Source organism: Actinomycetota bacterium, from assembly GCA_030774015.1.
Taxonomy (GTDB): Bacteria; Actinomycetota; UBA4738; order UBA4738; family JACQTL01; genus JALYLZ01.
On the sequence record JALYLZ010000121.1, the window covers coordinates 1 to 5150 of the forward strand.

At 69.6% G+C, this 5150-nt stretch carries 4 protein-coding genes and 1 pseudogene; 1 reads left to right on the plus strand and 4 read right to left on the minus strand.

Translation table 11 applies throughout. The features are described from left to right. Positions 1-65: 65 nt before the first annotated feature. The 4 genes and pseudogenes from M3Q23_11920 to M3Q23_11935 all read right to left on the minus strand — a co-directional run bounded on the left by M3Q23_11920 (position 66) and on the right by M3Q23_11935 (position 4466). A pseudogene (locus M3Q23_11920) lies at positions 66-410 on the minus strand (ATP-binding protein). Further along, positions 311-592: a zinc ribbon domain-containing protein gene (locus M3Q23_11925; protein ID MDP9342773.1), complete on the minus strand. Its 282-nt coding sequence runs from the start codon at positions 590-592 to the stop codon at positions 311-313. The pseudogene M3Q23_11920 and the gene M3Q23_11925 overlap by 100 nt, the downstream one beginning before the upstream one ends. After that, positions 589-4110 carry an AAA family ATPase gene (locus M3Q23_11930; protein MDP9342774.1) on the minus strand — a complete coding sequence of 1174 codons (3522 nt, stop codon included), beginning with the start codon at positions 4108-4110 and terminating at the stop codon, positions 589-591. Before M3Q23_11930 ends, M3Q23_11925 begins: the two co-directional genes overlap by 4 nt. Further along, on the minus strand, positions 4107-4466 hold the full coding sequence (locus M3Q23_11935) for a hypothetical protein (GenBank protein MDP9342775.1): 360 nt from the start codon (positions 4464-4466) through the stop codon (positions 4107-4109). The genes M3Q23_11930 and M3Q23_11935 overlap by 4 nt, the downstream gene beginning before the upstream one ends. A gap of 392 nt (positions 4467-4858) precedes the next feature. Between M3Q23_11935 and M3Q23_11940 the strand changes: the two genes are divergently transcribed. Continuing rightward, complete coding sequence (locus M3Q23_11940) at positions 4859-5137, plus strand: hypothetical protein (protein MDP9342776.1); 279 nt, start codon at positions 4859-4861, stop codon at positions 5135-5137. Positions 5138-5150: the final 13 nt, after the last annotated feature.

Here is a 5150-nt window from a genome sequence, read left to right on the forward strand (position 1 = left end):
ACTGTGAACGCCGGTCGAAAAGGCTAACGGTGGCCGGTCGAAAAGGAGAGCACCTGGGTCGGATGCTAGCGGGTTCGGGGTCCTCCTTCCATGGGTCCTGGATGCTCTGCCGTTGGCCTCTCCTTCGGACCCGGCGCCCCTGACGCCCCCGGCCTCCGGACCCGGGCTTTGGCATCTCTCAGGCGGTAGGACTCGCCCTTGGTCTCGATGATCTGGCACCGGTGGGTGAGGCGATCGAGGGTGGCCCCGGTGAGGCGCTCCGAGCCGAGCACCTCGGTCCAGTGATCGAACGGCAGGTTGGTCGTGACCATCAGGCTCGTCCGCTCGTACGCGGTGGAGATGACGTCGAACAGCAGCTCGGCCCCGACCTTGGAGGCCGGGACGTAGCCCAATTCGTCGAGCACCAGCAGGTCGAGCTTGGCCCAACGACGGGCGGCTGGCCCGCCAACGGCGTCCCGCACTCCGAGCAGAACTTCGCCTCGGCTGCCACGGCCGAGCCGCACGACGGGCACGTCAGCGCGAGGCTGGTCCCGCACTCCGAGCAGAACTTGCCGCCCGGTGGGTTCTCGGTGCCGCAGCTCGGGCAGGTCACGCGCCCACCCCAACGATGGTTTGGACACCCTCCAGCCGCTCCAGCCACGGTTGTGCCTTCAGGCCTTCGAAGATCTCCCGGGCCTCCTCGAGGAGCGGACCGGCTTCCTCCGCGCGCCCCTGGGAAACCAGCCAGTCACCGTGCTCGAGGAGCGAGACCGCTAGCCAGAACGGCACACCGATCTCGCGGAACATCCCGGCACCCGTTTTGAACCCGGCCTCAACGGAGGCGTGCTCTCCGCGGGCCGCCGAGAGCTTCGCCCGGAGCCGGGACGCCTGGGCTTGGAGGAACGGAGACATCTCCGCGGGGCGAAGCCCCTCGATGACGCCGACGACCTCCTCCGCCCTCCCGAAGTCGCCCAGTGACAGGGCGGCCTCGACGGTCTCGACGAATCCGGACTTCGCGATCTGTGAGTCCCTCTCCAGCGGAGTGGCGAAGGCCTCCTCGGCTGCGGCCAGGGCCTCTCGGTGGTTGCCCTCCGCTCGAAGGACGACCGCTCTCATCGCCGCGTGGACGCCGCGCTCCTGGACGTCCGCGGATGCCGCGAACCGCTCCGTCACGGACATCAAGCGGCGGAGCTCGTCCAGCTCGCCACGGCCCGCGAGGATGTCCGTCAGCGCCGCGAACTGGCTCAGGGCGCCGGCGCCGCTTGCCTCCGCCTCGGGTGCCTCCGCGGCCTGGGCGACCGCATCGTCCCACCGCCCCATCATCGAGAGGGTGTAGGCAACCTCCCCCACCAGAAGCAGTTCCTGGAACCGGCTGCCGGTCTTCCTGGCCAGGGCCACGCCCAGCCGGCGATATTCGAGAGCCTCCTCGTACCGGTCCCGCCCCTGGAGGAGGTCCGAGAGGTTGACGTAGCCGCGCATGGCGGCAGGGGGCAGGTCGTTCTCCAGGGCGAGCTGGACAGCGTGATGCAGCAGCGCCATGGCCTCCTCTCGCCGCTCGTGCGCCAGCACGATCAGCGCCTTGGTGTTGAGCGCCTCTGAGATCACCTCGGGGAGCCACCTCGGCTCGGCGATCTCCAGGGCGGTCTCCGTCCGCTCCCCGGCGAGCTCCAGCTGTCCCATGAAGTAGTGAAGGCGTCCGAGCTCGGCGGCCAGGCGGGCCAGGTCCTCGTCCGGCTCTTCGCTGACGAGCACCTGGAACGCCCGCTCCATGCGCTCCACGGCTTCCTCGATCCGCCCGCCCCGCCAGTCGACCTCGGCGAGCCGGGCGGAGACCCGGGCCGCCGGGTGGGAGCGCCCCTCCGACTCGAACAGCGCCATGGCCCGATCGAACAGCGATGTGGCCTCGGCGGAGCGTCCCCCGCTCCACGCCATCTGCCCCGCCCGCTCGAGCAACTCGGCTTCCCGGGTTCGGTCCTCAGCGAGCTCCGCGGCCTGCTCGAAGTACCTCTGCGCCTCTTCGCTCGCCGCAAGCGAGGCAGCCCGTTCTCCGGCCCGCCCCAGCATGTCTCTGGCTCTGGCCTTGATCTCCGACGCGTCATCCGCGTCGGGAGCCGCTCGGTGCGCGTCGAGCAGGTGCGAGGCCAGGACCTCGACGATCTCCTCCTCCTCGGCCGCCCACGCGCTTTCCAGGTACTCGGCGACGGCGAGATGTCTCGTCCGCCGTTCCTTCTTGGACAGGGTCTCGTACGCAACGGTCTTGACCAGCTCCTGGAGAAAGCCGTACTGGCCTCGCTCCGGCGAGCGGGGGTCGGCCTGGACCGTGAACACCTCCTTGCGCATGAGCGAGGAGAGCCGTTCGTCCAGCTCGGCCTCGGGGAGGCCGGAAAGAGCGGCGAGCGATGCCTTGGTGAAGGTCTTTCCGAGGACCGACGCGTCCTGGACCAGCCGCCGCTCCTTCGGTTCGAGTCCGTCCAGCCGAGCGGCCAGGAGGGCATGCAGGGTCTCGGGCACATCGAGGGAGTCGATGGGGCCCGTGGGTCGGTACACCGCGCCCTCCTGCGCCAGGAGCCCGCGGTCGAGCAGCATCCGCACCGTCTCGACCGCGTACAGCGGGATTCCCTGGGCCCGGTCCAGGATCCTCGCCCGGAGGTCCTCGGGGAGCCCCGGCACCAGCCCGGCCAGCAGCTCCTCCATCGACTCGGGGCGGAGCGGTTCCAGGTACATGGCCGTCGAGCTCCGGCCCGTGCCCCAGTTCGGGCGGCGCTCCACGAGCTCGGGACGGGCAAGGGTGAAGATGAACAGCCGGTAGTCCTTCGACCATTCCAGCAGGTAGTCGATGAAGTCCAGAAGTGCCGCGTCGGCCCACTGCATGTCCTCGAACACCATGGCGGTCGGGAGCTCCTCGGACAGCCGCTCGTAGAACAGGCGCCAGGCCGCGAACAGGTCCTCGCGGTCCCTGGCCACGCGATCCTCGAGCCCGAGGAGATGGGCCAGGCGCGGCTCCACCCACCGGCGTTCCTCCGGGTCGGGGACGCTCTTCTCCAGGGCGACCTGGAGCTTCGCCAGTGCGGAAGATGCCTCCTCGCCCTCCAGGATGCCCGCGCGGGTTCGCACCATCTCGGCGAGCGCCCAGTAGGTGACCCCGTCGCCGTAGGCGAGACAACGGCCGAGGTGGAACCGGACCGTGTCCACCAGGCCGTCGATGTACTTCTCGAACTCCCACCGGAGCCGGCTCTTGCCGGTGCCGGCGACCCCGGTGATGGAGACCAGATGGGCCTTTCGATCCTCGGCCGAGGCGTGAAACAGGTCCTTGATCATCCGGAGCTCACGCTCCCGACCCACGAACGGGGCCTCCAGACCCACCGATCGCTGCAGGCCGCCGATGGCGGCGACCACCCGGAGCGCCCGGTGCAGGCGAACCGGCTCGGCCTTGCCCTTCAGCTCGTGCTCCCCGGCGTCCTCGTATGCAATGGCGGCCTCGGTGCTCCGGCGGGTCGCCTCTCCCACGAAGACCTGCCCGGGAGCGGCTGCCGACTGGATCCGGCTGGCCGTATTCACGAGGTCGCCCGCCACCATGCCCTGGCCCTCGGCCCCGATGGTGACCGCCGCCTCACCCGTCAGGACGCCAGCGCGGGCGCGAAGGTCCGGCGCCCCGATCTCCTGGCCCAAGGCGGCGACCGCGTCGACCAGGTCGAGGGCCGCTCGCACGGCCCGCTCGGCGTCGTCCTCCCTGGCCACCGGCGTTCCCCAGACCGCCATGACTGCGTCGCCGATGAACTTCTCCACGACGCCGCCGTATCGCCCGATGAGGGTCCGGCACGTATCGAAGTACCGGGAGAGCAGCTCGCGAACCTCCTCGGAGTCCCGGGTCTCGGAGAGCGTAGTGAACCCAACCAGGTCCGCGAACAGGACCGAGACCAGCCGTCGCTCCGAGGCGGGCGCGGCACGCTCCGTGGTCGACGCCGCGGCGGGAGCACGTCCCGAAACCGGCGTCCCGCACTCCCCACAGAACTTCTCGTCCCCGCCGAGCGGAGCCCCGCACGACGCGCACGCCAAGGCGAGGGGCATCCCACACTCCGTGCAGAACTTCTTCCCGGTCGCGTTCTCCGTGCCGCAGTTCGGGCAGGTCACCGCTGGCCTCCGCTCGCGGTCTCGGGAACCAGGATCCGGTCCAGGCGCTCGATCCACACGATGGCCTTCAATCGCCCGAAGATCTCGTTGGCTTCTCTCAGGGGCCCTTCCGCCTCGCTGGCGCGACCCCGTCCCGCCAGCCATTCGGCGTGCTCCGTGAGCGTTTGAGCGAGGAAGAAGGGGACACCGATCTCCCGGAAGAGCCCGGCAGCCGCCTTGAAGCGGGCTTCGACGGCATCGACCTCACCATCCGCCGCCGCCAGTCGCGCCCTGATTCGCTCGGAAAGAGCGCGGACGAAAGGTGAGACCTGGGCCGGGAGGAATGCATCGAGGGTGGTGAGGAGCTCTTGAACCACGACTTCTACACCAAGGAACCTCGTCGACGGCGCGACGGGAAGGATCAGCAAGAACGAATTCTACGCGATCGACGAGGGCGGCGCGCTAGGGCTGCCCGTCTAGGACTCATCCATCACCGCACCGCTTCGAAGGCCCTCCAGTGAGGGCCTTCGGCGCCTTTCAGGCCGAGCGTCGGCGGGGGGCTTCCGGATGGGAGGGAGCTCTCCACGCGAAGATGGAGCCGGGCATGTGCCTGCTGAGCGGTGCCTTGTGGGTAGCCGAGCCGGTCGGTCCGAACCTTGGCCCGCCGCGGCTCCTGCGGCTTGATCCCGCGACTGGGCGGGTTCTCGGCACCGTCGGCGACCTGCCGATCGCGCCAGAGGACATCAGATGCGGTGCCGGCAAGATCTGGATGCTCGATCACGCTCTCACGCTCGTGGCGTACGAGCCATCGGGCGACTCTGCCTCTCCATCGGGAATCGTGGCCATCCCCGGCCAGCACGAGACGGGCTTCGATTTCACGACCAACTTCGCCGTGGCGGGCAACGAGGTGCTGGTGGTCCAGGGCCTCAGCCGGACGCTGTGGGTCGTCGACCCGGCCCTGCTCACCGTGGTCGTCACAGTTCACTTCCAGGGCCAGCCGGCGGCCCTCGGGAGTGATGGTCGCTCGGTGTGGGTGTTGGTGCGGTGAGCTCGGCGTCCCG